This window comes from Streptomyces sp. NPDC054956, assembly GCF_053609185.1.
Genome location: NZ_JBSGXB010000130.1, coordinates 1 through 19,625 on the forward strand (window position 1 = coordinate 1; position 19,625 = coordinate 19,625).

Genomic DNA, 19,625 nt, shown 5'->3' on the forward strand with positions numbered 1-19,625 from the left:
CACCCGATTCCCTCCGGCCGTGATATTGCCTGCGGCGGTGACGCCGCCGGTGGTCGTGATGCTGTTGTTGAAGGTGCTCGCCCCGGTGACGTTCAGGACCGCATCGACCGGGGCTCCGGGCCGTTCTGGGTGCGGGGCCGCGGGGGGTGGGGGAGGATGGGCCCGTCCGGGTCCCCGGCCCCTGGGAGGTGACCGTGCGGCGGTTGCTGCGCATACCCGCGGGCCTGGCCCTCGTGCTCGCGGTGGGCGTCCTGTGGTGGTGGGCCGTGCTGCGGCTGGTGCTGGCGCCGGCCGAGGCGGGGCCCCTGGAGGGGGCGGTCGCCGTCGGAGGGTGGGGACTGGGGCTGCTGCCCGTGCACTGTGTGCCGGGGCCGGTGCGCGGGCGTCGTGGGGCGGCGGCTACCAGGGCATCGAGACTCCACCGTTCGGACGAAGGATCTGGCCCGTCATGAAGGACGAGGCGTCCGAGGCGAGGTAGAGCACGGCCTGGGCGATGTCCTCGGGCTCGCCCACGCGGCGCAGCGGGGACATCCGGGTCATCATCGCCTCCGTCTGCTCCTGGACCTCCGGGCTGTGGCGGCCGGTCATCGGGGTACGGATCCATCCGGGCGCCACGGCGTTGACGCGGATGCCGTGCGGGCCGGCCTCGGTGGCGAGGGTCTTGGTCAGCTGGACGACGGCCGCCTTGGCGGCGCTGTAGCAGAGCAGGCCGGGCTGGGCGGCGTCCACGGCGCCGGAGGCCATCGTGATGATCGAACCGGGCCGGCCGGCCGCGATCATCGAGCGGGCGGCTTCCTGGCAGGTGCGCAGGACGCCCTTGAAGTTGATGTCCAGGACCCGGTCGAGGTCCTCGTCGGTCGTCTCCAGGACGCTGCTGCTGTGCATGATCCCGGCGATCGCGGCGGTGATGTCGAGCGGGCCGGCCTGCGCCACGGCGGCCTCGATGGCCGCGCGGTCGGTCACGTCGAGGGGATGGACCTCCGCCCGCCCGCCCGCCTTGGTGATCAGCTCGGCGGTCTCCCGCAGGCCGTTGGCGTCGCGGTCCGCGCAGTGCACGGACGCTCCCGCCTCGGCGAGCAGTACGGCGGTGGCGCGGCCTATGCCGCTGGCGGCACCGGTGACCAGGGCGGTGCGGCCGGTGAGGTCGTACGCAGTGGGTGTGGGCATGCGGGGACGGTACGACCGGATCTGACGGAGCGTCAACTATGGTGTGGGGCCGGATTGGCAGCGGGGGCACCAGTAGGTGGGGCGGCCGTCCTGCGGGGCCTCGCGGACGGGGGTGGCGCAGCGCAGGCAGGGGCGGTGGGTACGGCCGTACACGAAGAGGTCCTGACCGGGGCGGCGGCTGCCGGTGGTGTTGCGGCGGCGGTCCTTGTTCGCGTCGAGGAGCCGGTGTGCGGCGGCGGCGAGGCGGGGGAACGTGGCGGGCGGGATGTCGCCGACGGGGGTCCAGGGGGTGACCTGCGCGAGGAAGCAGAGCTCGGCCTTGTAGATGTTGCCGATGCCGGCCAGGTTGCGCTGGTCGAGGAGGGCCTCGCCGAGGGGGCGGCCGGGGGCGGCGAGGAGGTTCGCGGCGGCGGCCTCCGCGTCCCAGTCGGGGCCGAGGAGGTCGGGGCCGAGATGGCCCACGACGCGGTGCTCGTCGGCGGTGCGGAGCAGCTCGACGACGGGGAGGCGGTAGCCGACGGCCGTGTGGGCGGCGGTGGCGAGGATGACGCGGATCTCGTGGGCGGGGCCGGGCGGGGTGCCTCCGGCGGGGGTGGGGAGGATGCGCCAGGTGCCGTCCATGCGGAGGTGGGTGTGGAGGGTGAGGAGGGGGGTGCCCCCGGCTGCGGGTCGCGCTTTGGCTTCGTCGCCTCCGGTACGGGTTCCCCCGCGGGGAGCGGCTCCGGCCCTGGCTCCGGCACCGGCCCCGGGACCGGGACCGGCATCGGCCCCGGGACCGGGACCGGCATCGGCCCCGGGTTCGGCACCGGCGCGGGCTTCGGGAGGGGTTCCCGGGCCGGCTTCGGCTTGGGTTCCGGCCTCGCCGAGGCGGATGAGGAGGTGTTTGCCCCGGGGGACGACGCCGAGGGTGGTGAGGCCGGTGAGGTCGGCGGTGGCGAAGCGGGGGACGCGGAGGTCGGAGCGGATGAGCACTTCGCCCGCGAGGGCCTCGCGGAGCCGGGCCGCGACGCGGTAGACGCTGTCTCCTTCGGGCATAGGGCCATTCTCCTTCGGAGCGGGCCCGTCGTCCCGTGCCGGGGACGCTGCGGCCGGCGCGGCGCGTGTCCTGGCGGGGGCCCGGTCCCGGCGGCAGGCTTCGGCGTCCCGGGGCCGGTGCCGCCTGCGGGGCCTTGCGTACCGCTGCGCGGCGTTCCTCCCCGCCCCACCCTTCCGCCGTTCCCCGGGGCTGCGCCCCGGACCCCGTCGGCAGAGCTGCGCCTCGGCGCGTGCTCCCTGGGGCTGCGCCCCGGACCCCGTTCCGGGGGCCGCGTCCGTGCGGCAGGGGTGTGCGTCGGGGTCCGGGCCGGCGGGGGTGTTTGCAGTCCGCCGTTCGCGGGCTGTTGCTCCCCTCATTGGCGGAGGCGGAGGCCTCGGGGGGTGGCGTGGAAGCCGGAGGATTCCAGGGGTGGGGCGTACGGGGAGGTCAGGGCGGGGGTGGTGTTGATGCGTTCCACCGTGAGGGCGGGGAGGGTGCCTGAGCGGGAGGATGCCGCCAGGGCGGACGTGGCCGCTGTCAGGCGGGGGTCGTCCGGATCCGGCCAGGCGAGGAGGGTTTTGCCGCCGCGCTCCAGGTAGAGGGTGAGTTCGCCGTCGACCAGGACCACCAGGGAGCCCGCCTTGCGGCCCGGTTTGTGGGTGGCGCCGGCCGGGGGTTCCGGCCAGGGGAGGGCCGCGCCGTAGGCGTTCGCGGGGTCGGCGGCCGCCAGGACCACCGCCACCAGTGGCGGTGGGGTCCGTTCCGCGGCGCGCAGGCGGTCCACCGCTCCGTCCATGGCGAACTGGGCCGCGCCCAGGCCCTCGACCACGTAGCCCCGGCGGGCCTGGCCGCTGTCCTCGAAGGCGGACAGGACGCGGTAGACCGCGCTGAAGCCGCCCTCCACGCCCTCGGCGGCCACCGCGCCCCGGGTCACCACGCCGTGCCGGTCCAGCAGGGTGCGGGCCAGCGCGTGCGCGCGGTGCGTCGGGTCGGGTGCGTGGACCGGGAGCAGGGACCAGCGGCCCGACACCGTGGGCGGGCCCGTACGGGAGGCGGGCGTGGTGAGCGTGCCGTAGCGGCCGCGGGGGATCGTACGGCGCGCGCGGTGGGCGGTGGCGCCCGCCGTGCGGCCCGAGCCGAGGAGGGAGCGCAGGGGGGCCAGGGTGTCGTTGGTCAGGCGGCCCGACCAGGCCAGGTCCCAGAGCGCGGCGGAGAGCTCCGCGTCCGAGGCGTCGGGGTGGCGGGTGCGCACCGACTGCGTCAGCTGGCGGAAGAACAGGCCGTAGCCGCCGGAGAGGGTGCCGAGGATCGCTTCGTGGAGCGGGTTCAGCTCCAGGGGGTGCTGCGGCGGGAGGAGGAGCGGGGCCGCCTCCGCGAGGTAGAGGGAGATCCAGCCGTCCTTGCCCGGCAGGGCCCCCGCACCCGCCCAGACCACCTCGCCCGTGGTGGTGAGCTCGTCCAGGAGGGTGGGGGAGTAGTCGGCGACCCGGGACGGGAGGATCAGGCGTTCGAGGGCGGAGGCCGGGACCGGGGCGCCCTGGAGCTGTTCGATCGCGCGGGCCAGGCCGTCGATTCCGCGCAGGGCCCCGCCCAGGTGCTGCCACTGGGGGAGGAAGGTGGCGAGGGCGGCGGGCGGGACGGGCTCCAGCTCCTGGCGCAGCGCGGCCAGCGAACGGCGGCGCAGCCGGCGCAGTACCGTCGCGTCGCACCATTCCTGGCCGATCCCGGCAGGGTGGAACTCGCCCTGGACCACGCGCCCGGCCGACGCGAGCCGGTGCAGCGCGCCGTCCGTCACGGCCGGGCCCAGCCCGAAGCGGGCGGCGGCGGTGGCGGTCGTGAAGGGGCCGTGGGTCCGGGCGTAGCGGGCCAGGAGGTCGCCGAGCGGGTCCTTGACCGGCTCGGTGAACGCCTCCGGGACGCCCACCGGGAGCGCCGTGCCCAGTGCGTCCCGCAGCCGGCCCGCGTCCTCGATCGCCGCCCAGTGGTCCTCGCCGGCGATGCGGATCCGGATCGCCCGGCGGGAGGAGGCGAGGGACTGCGCCCAGGCCGGTTCCGCGCCGCGCGCGGCCAGCTCGGCCGGGGTGAGCGGGCCCAGCAGGCGCAGCAGGTCGGCCACCGACTCGGCGTCCTTGGCCCGCCGGTCCTCGGTCAGCCACTGGAGCTCCCGCTCCAGTTCCTCCAGTACCCCCGCGTCCAGCAGTTCGCGGAGCTCGGCCTGGCCCAGCAGTTCGGCCAGCAGCCGGGAGTCCAGGGACAGCGCGGCCGCCCTGCGTTCGGCGAGGGGCGAGTCGCCCTCGTAGAGGAACTGGGCGACGTACCCGAAGAGGAGGGAGCGGGCGAAGGGGGAGGGCTCGGTGGTGGTGACCTCGACGAGGCGGACCCGGCGGGCCTCGATGTCCCCCATCAGCTCGGTCAGGCCCGGTACGTCGAAGACGTCCTGCAGGCATTCCCGTACGGCTTCCAGCACGATCGGGAAGGAGCCGAACTCCGAGGCCACCTGGAGGAGTTGCGAGGCACGCTGGCGCTGCTGCCACAGCGGGGTGCGCTTGCCGGGCGAGCGGCGCGGCAGCAGCAGGGCGCGCGCCGCGCACTCGCGGAACCGCGAGGCGAACAGCGCGGACCCGCCCACCTGGTCGGTGACGATCTGGTTGACGTCCCCGTGGTCGAAGACCACGTCCGCCGCGCCGAGCGGGGGTTTGTCGTCGTCGAAGTCGAAGGACCGGTCCCGTGCCGGGTCGTGGTCCAGCAGGTCCAGGTCCATGCTCAGCAGGTCGGCGTCCGGGAGGCGCAGCACGATGCCGTCGTCGGCGTGCATCACCTGCGCGTCCATCCCGTACCGCTCGGAGAGGCGGGCGCCGAGCGCCAGCGCCCAGGGGGCGTGCACCTGGGCGCCGAAGGGGGAGTGGACGACGACCCGCCAGTCGCCCAGTTCGTCGCGGAAGCGCTCGACGACGATGGTCCGGTCGTCCGGTACGTGGCCGCAGGCCTCGCGCTGTTCGGCGAGGTACGCGAGGACGTTCTCCGCGGCCCAGGCGTCCAGGCCCGCCGCCAGCAGGCGCAGGCGGGCGTCCTCGGCGGTCAGGCCGCCGAGCTCGCGCAGGAACGCGCCGACCGCGCGGCCCAGTTCGAGCGGGCGCCCCAGCTGGTCGCCCTTCCAGAACGGGAGCCGGCCCGGGACGCCGGGGGCGGGGGTGACGAGTACCTGGTCGCGGGTGATGTCCACGATCCGCCAGGAGGTGGTGCCGAGGGTGAAGACGTCGCCGACGCGGGACTCGTAGACCATCTCCTCGTCGAGTTCGCCGACCCGGCCGCCGCCCCTCTTCCCCCTCTTCTCATCGGATGCAGTCGACCCGGCCAGGAAGACGCCGAAGAGGCCGCGGTCCGGGATGGTCCCGCCCGAGGTGACCGCGAGCCGCTGGGCGCCCGGCCGGCCGGTGACCGTACCGGCGACGCGGTCCCAGACCACCCGGGGTCTGAGCTCGGCGAACGCGTCCGAGGGGTAGCGGCCGGCCAGCATGTCCAGGACGGCCGTGAACGCCGATTCGGGCAGCGCCGCGAAGGGCGCCGCCCGCCGGACCAACGCGATCAGGTCGTCCACTTGCCAGGTGTCCATCGCGGTCATCGCGACGAGCTGCTGGGCCAGTACGTCCAGCGGGTTGGACGGCACCCGCAGGGACTCGATGGAGCCGGTGCGCATCCGCTCGGTGACCACGGCCGCCTGGACCAGGTCGCCGCGGTACTTGGGGAAGACGACGCCGGTGGAGACCGCGCCCACCTGGTGCCCGGCCCGGCCGACCCGCTGGAGCCCGGAGGCCACCGACGGCGGCGACTCGACCTGGATGACCAGGTCGACCGCGCCCATGTCGATGCCCAGTTCCAGGCTGGAGGTGGCGACCACGGCGGGCAGCCGGCCCGCCTTCAAGTCCTCCTCCACGAGCGCCCGCTGCTCCTTGGAGACCGAACCGTGGTGGGCGCGGGCCAGCAGCGGCGGCGCACCGTGGGCGGCGCCCGACTGGGCCATGATCTCGGCCGGGGGCGAGCCCTCGGGCAGGGGGCTGCCCATGGCGCGTTCGTACGCGATCTCGTTGAGCCGGTTGCACAGGCGCTCGGCGAGGCGCCGGGAGTTGGCGAACACGATCGTGGAGCGGTGGGCCTGGACCAGATCGGCGATCCGCTCCTCCACGTGCGGCCAGATCGACGGCTTGTCCCCGCCCTCCTTGCCCTCGGTGGCCGGCGAGCCGCCCAACTCGCCCATGTCCTCGACCGGGACGACCACCGACAGGTCGAACTCCTTGGTCGACGGCGGCTGGACGATCTCCACCTTGCCGCGCGGGGCGAGGTAGCGGGCCACCTCGTCCACCGGGCGGACCGTCGCCGACAGGCCGATGCGGCGCGCCGGGCGCGGCAGCAGCTCGTCCAACCGCTCCAGGGACAGCGCGAGATGGGCGCCGCGCTTGGTCCCGGCGACGGCGTGCACCTCGTCCAGGATCACCGTCTCGATCCCGGCCAGGGCCTCGCGGGCCGCCGAGGTCAGCATCAGGAACAGCGACTCGGGAGTGGTGATCAGGATGTCCGGCGGCCGGGTCGCCAGTGCCCGCCGCTCGGCGGGCGGGGTGTCGCCGGAGCGGATGCCGACCCGGATGTCCGGCTCGGGCAGGCCCAGGCGCACCGATTCCTGCCGGATTCCCGTCAGGGGGCTGCGCAGGTTGCGCTCCACGTCCACCGCGAGGGCCTTCAGGGGCGATACGTACAGCACCCGGCAGCGCTTCTTCGTCTCGGCCGGCGGCGGGGTGGACGCGAGCCGGTCGAGGGCGGCGAGGAAGGCGGCCAGGGTCTTGCCGGAGCCGGTGGGGGCCACCACCAGCACGTCCGAACCCTGCCCGATCGCCCGCCAGGCGCCCTCCTGGGCGGCGGTGGGCGAGACGAAGGCCCCCGTGAACCAGGAGCGGGTCGCGGGGGAGAACGATTCGAGCGCGGTACCGGACATGCCCCCATCGTGCACCCGCCCACTGACAACGGGCCGGACCTGCGCGAACACCCCGGCCCACCGGGGCGCAGAATGGGGGGATGGGGACGGGGACCGGAGCGGACGAGGGCCGCCGGGAGTGGGCGCGGCACTGGCAGTACGCGGAACTGCCCGGGCTGGACCTGCTGCGCGCCCACTACGTGCGCCACACCTTCCCGCGCCACGCCCACGACGGCTACGTCATCGCGGCCGTCACCGGCGGCGTCGAGGAGATCGGCCTGCCGGGCGGCACCGTCCGGGCCGGCCCCGGCAGCGTGGTCCTGATCAACCCCGAGGTCCCGCACACCGCACGCGCCGGAGTCCCCGAGGGCTGGGCGTACGCCACCCTCTACCCCTCCCGGGCGCTGATCGCCGAGGTGGCCGACGAGCTCGGCACCCTGCGCGGGACCCCCGGATTCACGGCGGACCTGGTCGCCGACCCGCAGGCCTCCCGGGTGATCACCGAGGTCCACCGGGCCGCCGAGGCCGGGAACGCGCTGGCCGCCGACACGCTGCTGCGCGGTGTGGTGGCCCGGATGCTGACCCGGCACGCCGGGCCGCTGCCCGCCCGTACGGTGCGCCGCGCGGGCGCCGCCGACGCGGAGCGGGCCCGGGCCGTACTGGAGGAGCGGATGGGCGAACCGCCCTCGCTGGAACAGCTCGCCGCGGAGCTGGGCACCAGCCCGTTCGCCCTGCTGCGGGCCTTCCGCGAGCGCTACGGCATGCCCCCGCACACCTGGCTGACCGACGCCCGGGTCCGCAGGGCCCGCCGGCTGCTCGACGCGGGAACCCCGCCGGCGGAGGCGGCCGTCACCGTCGGCTTCACCGACCAGCCGCACCTGAACCGGCACTTCACCCGCATCGTGGGGGTGCCGCCGGGGGCCTACCGGAGGGAACGGGCGGCGGGTTAGGCCGCGCCGGGCGGGCCGGACGGGGATCCGGCGGTAGGTTCCGGTGCCATGGCGGAACCCCTGCACGCGGCGCCCGTTCACCCGGAACCCGGTCGCGCCGCACCCCTCTACTACGTCGACCGCTCGGACATCCGCGAGGGCAGACTCGAGGACGTCAGGAACGGGATGCGCGACCTGGCCGAGTTCGTCGAGGCGCGCGAGCCGCAGCTGATCGCCTATCAGTTCTACATCGACGAGACCGAGTCCACGATGACCCTGGTGGCCGTCCATCCCGATTCGGCGTCCCTGGAGTTCCACATGGAGCTCGGCGGGGAGAAGTTCCGCGCGTTCGCCGCGTTCATCCGCATGAGATCCATCGACGTCTACGGCCGGCCGAGCCCGGCGGCCGTGGACCAGCTCCGCCGGAAGGCCGAGATGCTCGGCGGCGGCACCGTCACCGTCCACGCCCGCCAGGCGGGCTTCACCCGGCCGTAGCCGACCCCGGTCCGCTCACGCCAGTGCCGCGCGGGTCCCCTCGACGAGCACCCGCGCCTCGGCCACCGTGGCCGTCAGGGCCTCGGGGGTCGTGCCCTGCGCGCCCAGCAGGGTACGGACGCGGTCGCCGAAGCCCGCCGGAGCGCTCGGCAGGAGCTCCGCCGAGGCCAGGGCGCCCTTCTCGTTGAGGCACCAGCAGCGGTCCGCCGCGTACAGGGACTGGACGAGGACGCCGAAGGCGCGGGACAGGCACAGGGAGACGTACAGGGAGTCCCCGCGGGCCGCGCCCTTCGCGGCGCCCGCGACCAGGAACTCCGCCTCCCAGGCCCCGGCGATCAGGGAGTCCCGCAGCGGCTCCGGATACACCGAGGTCTGCTCGCGCAGGGCGGTCAGCTCGCCCGACGGGTCGGCCAGGACCCGTCCGAGGGCCACCTCGCCCGGGTAGCAGGCGGACCAGAAGCCGAGCGGGTGCCCCGGCTGCACGCCCACCTCGTAGCGGCCCTCGCGGCAGTCCTCCCAGACCCGCTCGACCCGGTCCAGGTCCCGCAGGATCCAGTCCACCGCCACCCCGTCCACGCGCAGCCAGGCTCCGCCGTTGACCCAGGGGCCCCAGCCGCCCGGCCCGGCGACCTCCACGTCCGGTCCGGCCAGCGCGCCCAGGGCGTCGAGGTCGAGGTCGCCCCGGTAGTAGACGCCGAGGTCCCAGTCGGATTCCGGCCGGTGCTCGCCGCGGGCCCGGCTGCCGCCCAGCATCACTCCGCGGACCCCGGGCACCTCGGCCAGCCGGTCCGCCATTTCCTTGATCGCTTCATGCATGGTGCAAGAACGTACAAGACCCGCAAGGCGCTCCCCGAATATTTTCGGGGCGTGGGAGAACATCAGATGGCCATACAAGAGGTTCCAGGTCGAGAGGTCCCCGGCGGGTCCGCGGCCGAGGTCAAGCCGCGCGCCGCCGTCGTACGGGACGCGCTCGGCGTCGGCGTGGCGGTCGGACTGTCCGGGTTCGCCTTCGGGGTGACCGCCGCCGGGTCCGGGATCAGCACCCTGCAGGCCTGCGTGCTCAGCCTGCTCGTCTTCACCGGGGCCTCGCAGTTCGCGCTGGTCGGGGCACTGGCCGCGGGCGGGAATCCGTTCACCGCCGCCGCCGGGGCCTTCTTCCTGGGGACCCGCAACGCCTTCTACGGGCTGCGGCTGTCCCAGCTCCTCGCGCTGCCCAAGGGGGTGCGGCCGCTCGCCGCGCACTGGGTCATCGACGAGACCACCGCCGTGGCCCTCGCCCAGCCCGACCGGAAGTCGGCGCGCCTCGGCTTCACCGTGACCGGGCTGAGCCTCTACGTCCTGTGGAACCTCACCACCCTGCTGGGCGCGCTCGGCGCCGAGGCCATCGGGGACACCAGGGCGTGGGGGCTGGACGCCGCAGGGCCCGCCGTCTTCCTCGCGCTGCTCGCGCCGATGCTCAAGACCACCACCGAGCGGGCCGTCGCCGCCCTCGCCCTCGTCCTCGGGCTGGGCCTGCTGCCCGTACTCCCCGCCGGGGTGCCGGTGCTGATCGCGGCGCTGGCCGCGCCGATCGTGCTGTGGATGAAGGGACGCCGCTCGTGAACGTCTGGATCGCCATCGGGCTCACCGTCGTCGGCTGCTACGCCGTCAAGCTCGCCGGACTGCTCGTCCCCGCCGGAGCCCTGGAGCGGCCGGCGGTGCGCAAGCTCGCCGCGCTCCTGCCGGTCGCCCTGCTCGCCGCGCTCACCGCGCAGCAGACCTTCGCCTCCGGCCAGGAGCTCGTACTCGACGCCCGTGCCGCCGGGCTCGCGGCCGCTGGGGTCGCGCTGCTGCTGAGGGCCCCGTTCCTCGTCGTGGTCGCGGCGGCCGTCGTCGTCACCGCGGGGGTGCGGGCGCTGGGAGGCTAGCTCCGCCCAGCGGCCATCCGTACGCCCGCAGCGTCAGCAGGGCCTCCAGCGTGGCGATCGGCCGCCGCTCCAGCGAGCTGCCCGGCGCCCACTGCCCGCCCTGCACCGGCCAGCCGCCGTCCGGCTGCTGGAGCCCGGCCAGGAAGTGCAGCGAGCGGCTCAGCTCCGCGTCCGTGAACCAGGCCCGGGCCAGGGAGCGCGGATGGCGGGCGAAGTCGTACGGGTAGAGGTGCTCGCCCGGCACGGAGCCGGGCAGCGGCGGGCAGGACTCCCGGCGCGCCGGGTCCAGTACGACCAGGCGCCGCTCGCGCACCAGCCGGCCCAGCCGGTCGGCGGCCGCCGAGGCCCGGGCCCGGTCGGGGACGCCGTCCAGGAAGGACACCGCGCCCCGGATCTCGTACGGGTGCGGGTGGCGCAGGTTCTCCACCCGGTCCCAGCAGAACTCCGTCGCCCGGAACAGCCACGCGTGCCAGACCCGGTTGCGGTGCAGGATCCCGACGACGGGGCCGGTGGCCGGCAGGTCGCCGGGCGGCTCGTCGTACAGGCGGTGGTGCGGGGCCGCCGGGTAGCCGCCCGGGGCCGGGGAGGTCGCCGCGAGCGCCCCCTCCGGGGTGGAGACCCGGGCCAGGTGGCAGCAGAGCCGCTCGATGCGCTGTCCGGCGCAGCGGCCCAGGTCGTCCAGGACGCGCAGGGCGTGGGCGGTGTGCAGCGGGTGGCTCAGCGGGCCGCGCAGGTCCGGGTCGAGGGCGTGGCCGTACCCGCCGTCGCCGCCGAGGTACGCGCCGAGGGCCGCGTCCACCGGGTCGGCCTCCCCGCCGAGGAAGTGGAACGCGAACCGCCGCTGTTCCAGGACCCGGGCCGTGAGCCAGATGAACTGCTCGGCGCGGGCCAGCGCGCTCGTCGCCGTCGGCGCCGCCGGGGCGCAGGGATCGTCTCCAGGCATGCGGGAAACGGTAGGGGCCCGTGGGGCGCCCGGGGGGCCCGAACGGGACGGGTGCACTCTCCGGGGCGGGATACTGGGGGCATGCGGTTGACGATTTTCTGGGAACGGATGGCCGAGCACTTCGGCGCGGGCTACGCGGACTCCTTCGCGCGGGACCACGTCATGACGGAGCTCGGGGGCCGTACGGTCCACGAGGCGCTGGACGCGGGCTGGGAGGCCAAGGACGTGTGGCGCGCGGTGTGTTCGGCGGTCGACGTGCCGGCCTCGCTGCGCTGACGTCCCGCGGGCGCGGGTGTTGCGCGGGCCGCCGCTTCGTGGTCCGGGGCGCGCGTGGGCCAGACTTGGCCGGGTGGCAGCCACCGAAGAGACGACCGACCAGCCCCGAGCCGCCGAGGAAGCGCCCTCGCCCGGGCGGGCGGATCCGGCCGCACCGGCCGACTCCGCCGGGCCGACCGCGTCCGGCGGGCCGGGGAGCCCGCCGACCGGGGCCGCCCCCGTCGGAGGTGACGCGCGGATGCCGCGCTGGCTGCCGCGCGCGGTGGTCCTCGTCCTGGCGCTCGTCGCCTGTTTCCAGCTCGGCAGCTGGGCCTTCCACCAGCTGATCGGGCTGCTCGTCAACATCCTGATCTCGTTCTTCCTCGCGCTCGCCATCGAACCCGCCGTGGCCAGGATGGCGGCCCGGGGCATGCGCCGCGGGCTCGCCACCTTCCTGGTGTTCCTCGGGGTGTTCGTCGCGTCCGCGGGATTCGTCGTCCTGCTCGGCTCGATGCTCGCCGGGCAGATCTCCGACATGGTGCAGGGCTTCCCCGGCTACCTCGACTCGGTGATCAACTCGATCAACCGGGCCTTCCACACCAAGCTGTCCCGGCTGGCGATCCAGGACAGCCTCCTGCACTCCGACTGGCTGCAGAAGTACGTGCAGAACAGCGCGAGCGGCGTGCTGGACGTGTCCGCCACCGTGCTCGGCGGACTCTTCAAGCTGCTCACGATCGGGCTGTTCGCCTTCTACTTCGCCGCCGACGGGCCGAGGCTGCGGCGCGCGCTGTGCTCCGTACTGCCGCCCGCGAAGCAGGCGGAGGTGCTGCGGGCCTGGGAGATCGCCGTCACCAAGACGGGCGGCTACCTCTACTCGCGCGGACTGATGGCGCTGGTCTCCGGGGTCGCGCACTACGTCGTCCTCGTGGTCCTCAACGTGCCGTACGCGCCCGCGCTCGCGGTGTGGGTGGGGCTGGTCTCGCAGTTCATCCCCACCATCGGCACCTACTTGGCGGGCGCGCTGCCGATCCTGCTCGCCTTCTCGGTCAATCCCTGGTACGCGCTGTACGTACTCGGATTCGTGGTGGTGTACCAGCAGTTCGAGAACTACGTGCTCCAGCCGAAGCTGACCTCGAAGACGGTGGACATCCATCCGGCGGTGGCCTTCGGCTCGGTCATCGCCGGAACCGCCCTGCTGGGCGCGGTCGGGGCGCTCATCGCGATCCCGGCCGTCGCCACGATGCAGGCCTTCCTCGGGGCGTACGTGAAGCGGTACGCGGTGGAGGAGGACGGGACCTCGGGGAGCGCTACTCCTTCCCGGCGGCGCCGAGTACGGATTCCAGGGCTTCGGTGACGCTCGCCTCGGTGGCGGCCTTGTCGATGCCGAGGGAGGCGAGCACGCCTTCGCCGTCCTCGAGTTCGAGGAGGGCGAGCAGGATGTGCTCGGTGCCGACGTAGCCGTGGCCCAGCCGCAGGGATTCGCGGAAGGTGAGCTCCAGCGCCTTCTTGGCCACGGCGTCGAAGGGCACGAGCGCGGGCATCTCGGCGGCGGGGGCGGGCAGGGCGGCCGTCACGGCGGTGCGGACGGCTTCGGGCTCGATCCCCTGCGACCGCAGGGCGATCACGGCGAGGGACTCGGGATCGGCGAGCAGGCCGAGGACCAGGTGGGCGGCACCGATCTCGGCGTTGCCGGCCTCGCGGGCCTCGTTCTGGGCGGTCACGACGACGTTGCGGGCACGGGGCGTGAAGCGGGCGAAGCCCTGGGCGGCGTCGACGTCGTTGCCCTCCCCGGCCTTGTCGGCCTTGGGGACGAAGCGCTTCTGGGCGGCCTGGCGGGTGACGCCCATGCTGCGGCCGATGTCGGTCCAGGACGCGCCGGAGCGGCGGGCCTGGTCGACGAAGTGGCCGATGAGGTGGTCGGCGACGTCCCCGAGGGCCTCGGCGGCGACGACGGCGCCGCTGAGCTGCTCGAGGGTGTCGGTGTGGACCTTCTTGATGGCCTCGATGAGGTCGTCGAGGCGTACCGGATTGGTCATGCGAACGGGTTCCACCGAAGGGTTCGTCATGAGTGCAACCCTAGGTTGACAGTCCAAAGGGTGTCAACCCTTGGTTGTCAGTCCCCGCGTTCCGGTGCGGCGGGCGGGTCCGGCGTGGCGCGCTTGACACGGAAATCGAACACGCATTCTTATGGGTTATCCACAGCCAAACCGGGCGTGGGAGCGCGTTGTCAGTGGCAGGCGTTAGCGTCAATGGCGTGAAGCGATCGACTCAAGTAAATCGGGTGGAACCCATGGCAGGCACCGACCGCGAGAAGGCCCTCGACGCCGCTCTCGCACAGATTGAACGGCAGTTCGGCAAGGGCGCCGTGATGCGTCTCGGCGACAAGCCGAACGACCCCATCGACGTCATCCCGACCGGGTCGACGGCGCTGGACATCGCGCTGGGCGTCGGCGGGCTGCCGCGCGGCCGCGTGGTCGAGGTGTACGGGCCGGAGTCCTCCGGTAAGACGACCCTGACCCTGCACGCCGTGGCCAACGCGCAGAAGGCCGGCGGCACCGTCGCCTTCGTGGACGCCGAGCACGCGCTCGACCCCGAGTACGCCAAGGCCCTCGGCGTGGACACCGACAACCTCATCCTGTCCCAGCCGGACACCGGCGAGCAGGCGCTGGAGATCGTGGACATGCTGGTCCGCTCCGGCGCGCTCGACCTCATCGTCATCGACTCCGTCGCGGCGCTCGTGCCGCGCGCGGAGATCGAGGGTGAGATGGGCGACTCGCACGTGGGTCTCCAGGCCCGTCTGATGAGCCAGGCCCTCCGGAAGATCACCGGTGCGCTCAGCCAGTCCAAGACCACCGCGATCTTCATCAACCAGCTCCGCGAGAAGATCGGCGTGATGTTCGGCTCGCCGGAGACCACCACCGGTGGTCGCGCGCTGAAGTTCTACGCCTCCGTGCGCCTCGACATCCGGCGCATCGAGACCCTCAAGGACGGCACGGACGCGGTCGGCAACCGCACCCGCGTCAAGGTCGTCAAGAACAAGGTCGCGCCGCCCTTCAAGCAGGCCGAGTTCGACATCCTCTACGGCCAGGGCATCAGCCGCGAGGGCGGTCTGATCGACATGGGCGTGGAGCACGGCTTCGTGCGCAAGGCCGGCGCCTGGTACACGTACGAGGGCGACCAGCTCGGCCAGGGCAAGGAGAACGCCCGCAACTTCCTCAAGGACAACCCCGACCTCGCCAACGAGATCGAGCGGAAGATCAAGGAGAAGCTGGGTGTCGGTGTCCGCAAGGACGCCGCGGCCGCCACCGCCGAGGCGGGCGCGGACGCGTCCGCCGAGACGCCGGCCGTACCCGCCCCCGCGTCGAAGGCCAAGACCGCGGCCAAGGCCGCCGTCGCCAAGAGCTGATCCGTGTTGGAGCAGGAAAGGGACGGTGGCACGGGCGGCCGGGAAGGCCGTCGTGAGGGCAGTCGTGCGGGCCGCCGCGGGGGCGGCGGCCGGGACGACGGCCGGGACGGCGGTCGGGAAGGCCGTCGCACCGAGGGCCGTGAGGGCCGCGAAGGCCGTCAGGAGCTGCCGCCCCAGAGTCCCGAGGAGCAGGCGCGGGCGATCTGTCTGCGCCTGCTCACCGGGATGCCGCGTACCCGGCGGCAGCTCGCGGACGCCCTGGCCAAACGGGACATCCCCGAGGAGGTGTCGCACGAGGTCCTCTCCCGGTTCGAGGAGGTGGGCCTGATCGACGACGCCGCCTTCGCCGGGGCCTGGGTCGAATCCAGGCACCGGGGCCGGGGCCTGGCCCGCCGGGCGCTGGCCCAGGAGCTGCGCACCAAGGGGGTGGACGCTGCCCTCGTACAGGACGCCCTGGAGCAGCTCGACTCCGACCAGGAGGAGGAGACGGCCCGGGAGCTCGTGGAGCGCAAGCTCCGCGCCACCCGGGGCCTGGAGCGGGACAAGCGGATCCGGCGCCTCGCCGGGATGCTGGCCCGCAAGGGGTACCCGGAGGGCATGGCCCTGCGGGTGGTCCGGCGCGCTCTGGAGGCGGAAGGCGCCGAGGACTTCGACGCCGACGACCTGGGGTATCCCGGGGGCTGATCCCGCTCCCAGGATGGGGGTAGCCCCCGGGCGCGGACGCCGGGGTGCTCCACTGCCAAGGAGCCTCCCCGTCGGCAGAGTTGTCCGCATGATGCTTCGTTACGCACTGCAGACCGCCAGGGACCGCAAGGCCGGTTTCCTCGGTGCCTTCGTCGCCCTGTTGTGCGCGGCGGCGCTCGTCACCGCCTGCGGGACCCTCCTGGAGACGGGGCTGCGCGGAAAGATCCCCACCGAGCGCTACGCGGGCGCCCCGGTGGTCGTCTCCGCCGACCAGAACGTCCACGCGACGACGGTCAAGGTGAAGAAGGGCGATACGCCGAAGGTCAAGACGAAGCACAAGGCCAAGCCCGTCGCCGAACGGGCCTGGCTGCCGGCCGGCACCGTGGACACCGTGCGCGCGGTGCCCGGAGTCGAGCGGGCCGTCCCCGAACTCACCTTCCAGGCCGTACCGCTCTTCGGGAGCCCTGGGGGCGCCGAGGTCGCCGGGGACGCCGATGGCGCGAAGCCCTCGTACGGTCACGCCTGGACCTCCGCCCCGCTCACCCCGTTCACGCTCGCCGAGGGCCGTGCGCCCCAGGACGGCGCCGAGGTCGTCGTCGACAGCGGACTCGCCGCCCGGGCCGCCCTGAAGCCGGGCTCCGAGCTTGCCGTGCAGTCCACCGGAGAGCCCAGGACCTACCGGGTCAGCGGGATCGCGACCCCGGCCGGCGGGCGCCTCGCCCACCAGAGCGCGCTGTTCTTCAGCGACGCCGAAGCGCAGCGGCTCGCCGCCCGCGACGGCCGGGTCAGCGCCATCGGGGTCCTCCCCGAGGCCGGAGTGGACGCCGGCGAGCTCGCCGGGCGGGTCCGCCAGGCGCTCCAGGGCACCACCGCGCAGGTCGCCACCGGCGAGGAGCGGGGACCCGTCGAGTTCCTCGACGCGGCCGGGGCCCGGATCAAGCTGGTCTCCATGGGCGGCGCGATGGGCGGCACCTCGCTCCTCGTGGCGGTCCTCGTGGTTGTCGGAACCTTCTCCCTGTCGATCCAGCAGCGCCACCGCGAGCTCGCCCTGCTCCGCGCCATCGCCGCCACCCCCCGCCAGCTGCGCCGCATGATTGGCCGCGAGGCGATGCTGGTGGGTCTGGCCGCCGGTGTCGCCGGAGCCCTCGCCGGGCTGCCGCTGGCCGGCCTGCTGTACGGCCGGTTCGTCGACAGCGGGGTCGTCCCTGTCACCCTGGAGCGCACCGCCGGGATCTTCCCGATGATCGCCGCCGTCGGCGCGAGCCTCCTCGGCGCCTGGGCCGCGGCCCGGATCACCGCACGGCGCGTCGCCCGCATCCGCCCCGCCGAGGCGCTCGCCGAGGCCGCCGTCGAGCGCGGCCGGCCCGCGTGGGCGCGGATCGCCGCCGGAGTGCTGATGCTGGCCGCGGGAGTGGTCCTGGTCGCGGTGCTGAGCACCCTGCGCACCGAGCCCGCCTCCACGCCGGTCACGTTCCTCGCCGTCGTCGTGCTCGCCGGGGCCGTCTCGCTGCTGGGCCCGCTGATCGTCAAGGGCGCGACCGCGCTCCTCGCCGGACCGCTGCGGCTGGCGGGCACGGGCGGCCACCTCGCCACCGCGAACCTGTGCGGCAACGCCACCCGGATGGCCTCCGCCGTCACCCCGCTCACGCTGCTGGTCGGGATGGCCTGCACCGTGCTCTTCGTCACCCCGACGCTCGGGGACGCGGCCCGGGCGCAGGCCCGCGAAGGGGTGCGGGCCGAGTGGGTGCTCGCGGGGCGGGGACCGGGAGTCTCCGGCGCCGCCGCCGAACACGTCCGCCGGACCCCCGGGGTCGCCGCGGCCACCGAGGTCGTGCACACCTCGGTCCGGGTGGGACTGGCGAAGTACTCGGCGCAGGGCGTGACCCCCGCCGGGCTGGAGCGGACCTGGGACCCGGGCGTGACCGGCGGCAGCCTCGCGGGCTTCGGGGAAGGGAAGGCGGCGGTGAGCGAACTGGCCGCCGACCAGCTGGGACTGAAGCCGGGCAGCCCGCTGTCGCTGACGCTGGGGGACGGGACGCCGGTCACGCTGACGGTGTCGGCGGTGTACGCGCGGGGGCTGGGCTTCGGCGACGTGACGCTGCCGCACGATCTGGTGGCCGGGCACGTCGACAATCCGCTGGCTTCGCGGGTGCTGGTGGCGGCGGAGCCGGGTGAGGCGGCCCGGGAGCGTCTGGCCGCGGCGGTACGGGAGTACCCGGGCGTGGCACTGCTGTCGGCGGCCGAGGCCGACCGGCGGGCCGCCACCGCCACCGCCGCGGGGGCGGAGATCAACCTGCTGGCGATGGGGCTGGTCCTCGCCTTCACCGCGATCGCGGTGGCCAACACCCTGGCGATGTCCACGGGGGAACGGATGCGGGAGTTCGCGATGCTGAGGCTCGCGGGCGCGAAGCGCAGGCAGGTACGGGGGATGCTGCGGGCGGAGGCGCTGGCGGTGCTCCTGATGGGGGCGGTGCTGGGATCGGGGATCGCGCTGGCGGTACTCACCGCGTTCAGCGTGGGCATGACGGGGGTGGCGGCGCCGGTGGTGCTGCCGCTGGTGTACGGGGTGGTGGTCGGCGGGGCGGGTCTGCTGGCGCTGACCGCAACGGCCCTCCCGGGTCGCCTCGCCCTGAGAGTCCCTCCGGTGGACGTAGCCATGTCCAAGGCCTAGGTGTATTGACCCGCAGCGTTGTTCACGCGGCTGATGGGCGGGTGTCCGCCCAGTGCGGTGTGGCATCGGTGGTGGTTGTAGGTGTGGAGGAAGTCTGTCAGGGCTTCGGTCCGTTCCTGGTTGGAGGTGTAGGGCCGCAGGTAGGCCCACTCGTCGAGCAAGGTGCGGTTGAAGCGCTCGACCTTGCCGTTGGTCTGCGGCCGGTAGGCGCGGGTGAGTTTGGCGGCCGCGCCGAGGTCGGCCAGGACGGCTTTCCAGGCCAGGCCCTTGCGGTAGGCCCACGCGTTGTCGGTCAGTACCCGTTCGATGCGGGTGATGCCGTGGTGGTGGAAGAAGGCGGCCGCGCGGGTGAGGAAGCCCGCGCAGGTCGCGACTTTCTCGTCGGGGTGGATCTCGCTGTAGGCGAGGCGGGAGTGGTCGTCGACCGCGGAGTGGATGTAGTCGAAGCCCATGCCGCGGATCGGCCGGCCCGCGTCGCGGCCCAGGACCCGGTGTCCGCCGCCGTCGGGGATCCGGCCGAGTTTCTTCACGTCGATGTGAACGAGTTCACCGGGACGGTCGCGTTCGTAGCGGCGGATCACGGCTCCGGTCGGGCGGTCGAGCCAGGCGAGCCGGCTGAGACCGTGGCGGGTCAGGATCCGGTGGACGGTCGAGGCGGGCAGGCCCAGGACCGGGCCGATCCGTGCGGGGCCGAGTTTGCGGGCCCGCCGCAGGTCACATACCCGGGCCTCGATATCGGCGGGAGTCCGGTGCGGTGTCGTGCGCGGTCGGCTGGACCGGTCGTGCAGCCCGGCCGGGCCTTCGGCCCGCCACCGGCGCATCCACTTGTGGGCGGTGGCCCGCGATATGCCCATCTCGGCGGCGACGTGGGCGACCGGACGGCCGGAGACGACACGTTCGACCAGCAGGCGCCTACCGAAGACGGTCAGCCGGGCATTACGGTGGGACACGAAGACCTCCGTTGCGCAATGGGTTCCTAGACAGCTCCCACCACACCGGAGGTCTTCGCCATGTTCAAGACCTACCGAGTGTCAACAACGCTCGTGATCAATACACCTAGGGCGTGTCTTTCGGATCAGGCCGGGCCCGCGCCGCCCGGCACCGCACCTCGCCGCGTTGTCGTCGGTCGACGACGCTCCGCGTCGCCTCCCTCCTCCGCCTTGCGATGCACGGCACCGGACACCGCG

The 19,625-nt window shown here is 74.1% G+C and carries 17 protein-coding genes; 10 read left to right on the top strand and 7 right to left on the bottom strand.

Features of this window, described 5'->3' with window-relative positions:
* Positions 1-194: 194 nt before the first annotated feature.
* Positions 195-452 carry a hypothetical protein gene (locus ACWGDE_RS20880; protein ID WP_453390489.1) on the top strand — a complete coding sequence of 86 codons (258 nt, stop codon included), beginning with the start codon at positions 195-197 and terminating at the stop codon, positions 450-452.
* Here ACWGDE_RS20880 and ACWGDE_RS20885 read toward each other — a convergent pair.
* From ACWGDE_RS20885 to ACWGDE_RS20895, 3 genes are all read right to left on the bottom strand, one after another.
* Positions 400-1,167: an SDR family NAD(P)-dependent oxidoreductase gene (locus ACWGDE_RS20885; protein ID WP_453390490.1), complete on the bottom strand. Its 768-nt coding sequence runs from the start codon at positions 1,165-1,167 to the stop codon at positions 400-402. The two genes, ACWGDE_RS20880 and ACWGDE_RS20885, sit on opposite strands and share 53 nt — an antisense overlap.
* A 36-nt stretch (positions 1,168-1,203) precedes the next feature.
* A complete protein-coding gene (locus ACWGDE_RS20890; protein ID WP_453390491.1) occupies positions 1,204-2,202 on the bottom strand; it encodes a zinc finger domain-containing protein in 999 nt (332 codons plus the stop codon).
* 353 nt (positions 2,203-2,555) lie between these two features.
* On the bottom strand, positions 2,556-7,169 hold the full coding sequence (locus tag ACWGDE_RS20895) for an ATP-dependent helicase (RefSeq protein ID WP_453390492.1): 4,614 nt from the start codon (positions 7,167-7,169) through the stop codon (positions 2,556-2,558).
* 80 nt (positions 7,170-7,249) lie between these two features.
* Between ACWGDE_RS20895 and ACWGDE_RS20900 the strand changes: the two genes are divergently transcribed.
* Positions 7,250-8,098 carry an AraC family ligand binding domain-containing protein gene (locus tag ACWGDE_RS20900; RefSeq protein WP_453390493.1) on the top strand — a complete coding sequence of 283 codons (849 nt, stop codon included), beginning with the start codon at positions 7,250-7,252 and terminating at the stop codon, positions 8,096-8,098.
* Positions 8,099-8,146: 48 nt separating this feature from the next.
* Positions 8,147-8,572, top strand: a complete 426-nt coding sequence (locus ACWGDE_RS20905; protein ID WP_453390494.1) for a hypothetical protein — start codon at positions 8,147-8,149, stop codon at positions 8,570-8,572.
* A 15-nt stretch (positions 8,573-8,587) separates the two neighbouring features.
* On the opposite strand, the gene ACWGDE_RS20910 is transcribed toward ACWGDE_RS20905, so the two are convergent.
* Entirely contained in the window at positions 8,588-9,388 is an 801-nt protein-coding gene (locus ACWGDE_RS20910; RefSeq protein WP_453390495.1) for a nucleotidyltransferase domain-containing protein, read from the bottom strand.
* 66 nt (positions 9,389-9,454) lie between these two features.
* Between ACWGDE_RS20910 and ACWGDE_RS20915 the strand changes: the two genes are divergently transcribed.
* Entirely contained in the window at positions 9,455-10,174 is a 720-nt protein-coding gene (locus ACWGDE_RS20915) for an AzlC family ABC transporter permease (protein ID WP_453390496.1), read from the top strand.
* Positions 10,171-10,479: an AzlD domain-containing protein gene (locus tag ACWGDE_RS20920; RefSeq protein ID WP_453390497.1), complete on the top strand. Its 309-nt coding sequence runs from the start codon at positions 10,171-10,173 to the stop codon at positions 10,477-10,479. The genes ACWGDE_RS20915 and ACWGDE_RS20920 overlap by 4 nt, the downstream gene beginning before the upstream one ends.
* On the opposite strand, the gene ACWGDE_RS20925 is transcribed toward ACWGDE_RS20920, so the two are convergent.
* The gene (locus ACWGDE_RS20925) at positions 10,448-11,422 is read right to left on the bottom strand and encodes a hypothetical protein (protein ID WP_453390498.1); all 975 of its coding nucleotides are present in this window, start codon (positions 11,420-11,422) and stop codon (positions 10,448-10,450) included. The two genes, ACWGDE_RS20920 and ACWGDE_RS20925, sit on opposite strands and share 32 nt — an antisense overlap.
* 81 nt (positions 11,423-11,503) lie before the next feature.
* On the opposite strand from ACWGDE_RS20925, the gene ACWGDE_RS20930 reads away from it, so the two are divergent.
* Positions 11,504-11,698, top strand: coding sequence for a DUF3046 domain-containing protein (locus ACWGDE_RS20930; RefSeq protein ID WP_214955542.1), 195 nt, complete (start codon positions 11,504-11,506; stop codon positions 11,696-11,698).
* Positions 11,699-11,936: 238 nt separating this feature from the next.
* Positions 11,937-13,031 (top strand): AI-2E family transporter, encoded by a 1,095-nt coding sequence (locus tag ACWGDE_RS20935; RefSeq protein ID WP_453390503.1) that lies wholly within the window; start codon positions 11,937-11,939, stop codon positions 13,029-13,031.
* Here the strand turns inward: ACWGDE_RS20935 and ACWGDE_RS20940 are convergent.
* On the bottom strand, positions 12,985-13,743 hold the full coding sequence (locus ACWGDE_RS20940) for a Clp protease N-terminal domain-containing protein (RefSeq protein ID WP_453390499.1): 759 nt from the start codon (positions 13,741-13,743) through the stop codon (positions 12,985-12,987). The two genes, ACWGDE_RS20935 and ACWGDE_RS20940, sit on opposite strands and share 47 nt — an antisense overlap.
* A 224-nt stretch (positions 13,744-13,967) precedes the next feature.
* Here ACWGDE_RS20940 and recA point away from each other — a divergent pair, with 224 nt between their 5' ends.
* The 3 genes from recA (at position 13,968) to ACWGDE_RS20955 (ending at position 18,438) form a co-directional block, all read left to right on the top strand.
* Positions 13,968-15,083, top strand: coding sequence for a recombinase RecA (recA, locus tag ACWGDE_RS20945; protein WP_453390500.1), 1,116 nt, complete (start codon positions 13,968-13,970; stop codon positions 15,081-15,083).
* 6 nt (positions 15,084-15,089) lie between these two features.
* Positions 15,090-15,767 (top strand): recombination regulator RecX, encoded by a 678-nt coding sequence (gene recX, locus ACWGDE_RS20950; protein WP_453390504.1) that lies wholly within the window; start codon positions 15,090-15,092, stop codon positions 15,765-15,767.
* 88 nt (positions 15,768-15,855) lie between these two features.
* On the top strand, positions 15,856-18,438 hold the full coding sequence (locus ACWGDE_RS20955) for an FtsX-like permease family protein (protein ID WP_453390501.1): 2,583 nt from the start codon (positions 15,856-15,858) through the stop codon (positions 18,436-18,438).
* On the opposite strand, the gene ACWGDE_RS20960 is transcribed toward ACWGDE_RS20955, so the two are convergent.
* The gene (locus ACWGDE_RS20960; RefSeq protein WP_453390502.1) at positions 18,435-19,388 is read right to left on the bottom strand and encodes an IS481 family transposase; all 954 of its coding nucleotides are present in this window, start codon (positions 19,386-19,388) and stop codon (positions 18,435-18,437) included. The genes ACWGDE_RS20955 and ACWGDE_RS20960 overlap by 4 nt on opposite strands.
* Between the last annotated feature and the right edge of the window lie 237 nt (positions 19,389-19,625).

Bases quoted from the DNA above. Each gene is read 5' to 3' on its own strand.
- ACWGDE_RS20885 (WP_453390490.1), bottom strand. From the start codon at position 1,167: ATGCCCACACCCACTGCGTACGACCTCACCGGCCGCACCGCCCTGGTC.
- ACWGDE_RS20890 (WP_453390491.1), bottom strand. From the start codon at position 2,202: ATGCCCGAAGGAGACAGCGTCTACCGCGTCGCGGCCCGGCTCCGCGAG.
- ACWGDE_RS20895 (WP_453390492.1), bottom strand. From the start codon at position 7,169: ATGTCCGGTACCGCGCTCGAATCGTTCTCCCCCGCGACCCGCTCCTGG.
- ACWGDE_RS20900 (WP_453390493.1), top strand. From the start codon at position 7,250: ATGGGGACGGGGACCGGAGCGGACGAGGGCCGCCGGGAGTGGGCGCGG.
- ACWGDE_RS20905 (WP_453390494.1), top strand. From the start codon at position 8,147: ATGGCGGAACCCCTGCACGCGGCGCCCGTTCACCCGGAACCCGGTCGC.
- ACWGDE_RS20910 (WP_453390495.1), bottom strand. From the start codon at position 9,388: ATGCATGAAGCGATCAAGGAAATGGCGGACCGGCTGGCCGAGGTGCCC.
- ACWGDE_RS20915 (WP_453390496.1), top strand. From the start codon at position 9,455: ATGGCCATACAAGAGGTTCCAGGTCGAGAGGTCCCCGGCGGGTCCGCG.
- ACWGDE_RS20925 (WP_453390498.1), bottom strand. From the start codon at position 11,422: ATGCCTGGAGACGATCCCTGCGCCCCGGCGGCGCCGACGGCGACGAGC.
- ACWGDE_RS20930 (WP_214955542.1), top strand. From the start codon at position 11,504: ATGCGGTTGACGATTTTCTGGGAACGGATGGCCGAGCACTTCGGCGCG.
- ACWGDE_RS20935 (WP_453390503.1), top strand. From the start codon at position 11,937: ATGCCGCGCTGGCTGCCGCGCGCGGTGGTCCTCGTCCTGGCGCTCGTC.
- ACWGDE_RS20940 (WP_453390499.1), bottom strand. From the start codon at position 13,743: ATGACGAACCCTTCGGTGGAACCCGTTCGCATGACCAATCCGGTACGC.
- recA (WP_453390500.1), top strand. From the start codon at position 13,968: ATGGCAGGCACCGACCGCGAGAAGGCCCTCGACGCCGCTCTCGCACAG.
- ACWGDE_RS20955 (WP_453390501.1), top strand. From the start codon at position 15,856: ATGATGCTTCGTTACGCACTGCAGACCGCCAGGGACCGCAAGGCCGGT.